2 protein-coding genes are annotated in these 1,865 nt (G+C 41.7%); one reads left to right on the plus strand and one right to left on the minus strand.

Features of this window, described 5'->3' with window-relative positions; all coding sequences use genetic code 11:
* Positions 1-255: 255 nt before the first annotated feature.
* Entirely contained in the window at positions 256-624 is a 369-nt protein-coding gene (locus GX756_00610; protein ID NLC16371.1) for an SdpI family protein, read from the plus strand.
* Between the two features lie 56 nt (positions 625-680).
* On the opposite strand, the gene GX756_00615 is transcribed toward GX756_00610, so the two are convergent.
* A partial coding sequence (locus tag GX756_00615; GenBank protein NLC16372.1) for a cysteine--tRNA ligase occupies positions 681-1,865 on the minus strand: 1,185 nt, incomplete at its 5' end.

Here is a 1,865-nt window from a genome sequence, read left to right on the forward strand (position 1 = left end):
ATGTTGACACGGGCGCTTCTTTGACGGACTTTACCGATTATATGGAAGTTGTAAAAGCCGCTTACCAGAAAGCGATGAAAGTTTATCAATAAAAAACCCAAAGGAATAAAACAAAAAAGCATTAGCCTTTTTGGTTAATGCTTTTTTTTATTTTTTTATAAGAAAAAACTAGCTTTTTTGATATCAATAAAATTAATAAAAAAGTTAAACCGATTTATATAAATATAGGTTAAATAAAAATAAGAGGTATTTTAAATGACAGTCTTTAATTATATAATCGGGGCGGTATTGACGCTTGCGCCGTTAACAGCGGGGATAATGATAAAATTTTTTCCGCCCAAAAAAATTAATAGATTTTATGGATTAAAAACTAAAACGACAGCCCAAAATCAGCAAACTTGGGACTATGCCCACAAAGTCTGCGCCAATACATTATTGATTTATTCTATCTTTGGCGTTGTTGTTTATATAATCGCGCTTATACTTCACATTGTCATAATCAAACAAAAGTCGTATATAATGTTCCTTTTGGGGTTAATATTAGCGCTTTTGGGGGCGTTAACCGCTTTTTTGATTGCCCAAATAAAAACCAAAAAATTCAGCCGACAGCAAAAAGGACAATAAATTAATTTTAAAAAACCAAAAAAAGCAATGTCTTTTTAAAACATTGCTTTTTTATTTCATTGCTTTTTGGAAATCTGGTATCCTTGCGGGGTATCTACTATTACATAGCCTTTTGAGTTAATTTGGTTTCTAAGCTCGTCCGCCAAGGCGTAATTTTTGGCTTGCTTTGCTCGCAGCCTTCGCTCGGCCAATTCTTGAATATCTTGCGGAATAATATCTTGGGGGGCGTCTTGCGCCTCGTTAACGGACTGTTCAAGCTTTAAGCCAAGCACCCTGTCGGCATACAAAGCGAAGTCATACACGGCTTTGGATTTTGGCTCTTTTAACGCCGTCCACAAAACGCCCAAAGCAAGCGGGATGTTAAGGTCGTCATTTACCGCCTTGTCAAACTTTTGGCAATAGCCTTTTAAGGCGTCTTTATCGGCGCCTTGCGCGTTTTTATGCGTTCTTAGCTGCTCAATTAACCTTTTGCGCGCCGTCTTGGCGGCCTCTAGTCCCCCAAAAGTAAAATTCAGCTTCTTGCGATAATGCGTGTTAAGGCAAAAATACCTAAAGTCCATAGGGTCGTAGCCGCGCTCTTGCAAGTCGCTTATGGTGTATGTGTTGCCCAAGGACTTGGACATCTTGCCGTTGTCCACCGTCATAAACTCGCCGTGCATCCAATATCTGACGGCGGGCTTGCCGGTAAGGGCTTGGCTTTGGGCAATCTCGTTTTCATGGTGTATGGGTATATGGTCCACGCCGCCGCTGTGTATGTCAAACTGGTCGCCCAAAAATTCCCTGCCCAGCGCCGAGCATTCTATATGCCAGCCCGGATAACCCATGCCCCAAGGGCTGGGCCATTGCATTATATGTTCTTTGGACGCTTTTTTCCACAGCGCGAAGTCGTAAGGATTGCGCTTTTCGGGATTGACTTCCACCCGCGCGCCCGCTATTTGTTCGTCCAAATTAATGCCGCTTAGCTTGCCGTAATCTTCAAACTTTGAAATATCAAAATAAATCCCGTCCGAAATCTCATAGCCGTAGCCTTTTTCAACAAGGTGTTGGACAAAGTCAATCATTTGATTGATATAATCGGTGGCTTTGGGCGTGTATTCGGGGCGCTCAATATTGAGTTTTTCCAAGTCCTTAAAAAAGACTTTAGTATAATATTCGGCTATCTCATTAGGCGAGCGGTTTTGCCTTTTGGCTTCGCTTTGGATTTTGTCCTCGCCCGTGTCGCTGTCCGATTCAAGATGGCC

This window comes from Clostridiales bacterium (assembly GCA_012512255.1).
In the GTDB taxonomy this organism is placed as follows: Bacteria; Bacillota; Clostridia; order Christensenellales; family DUVY01; genus DUVY01.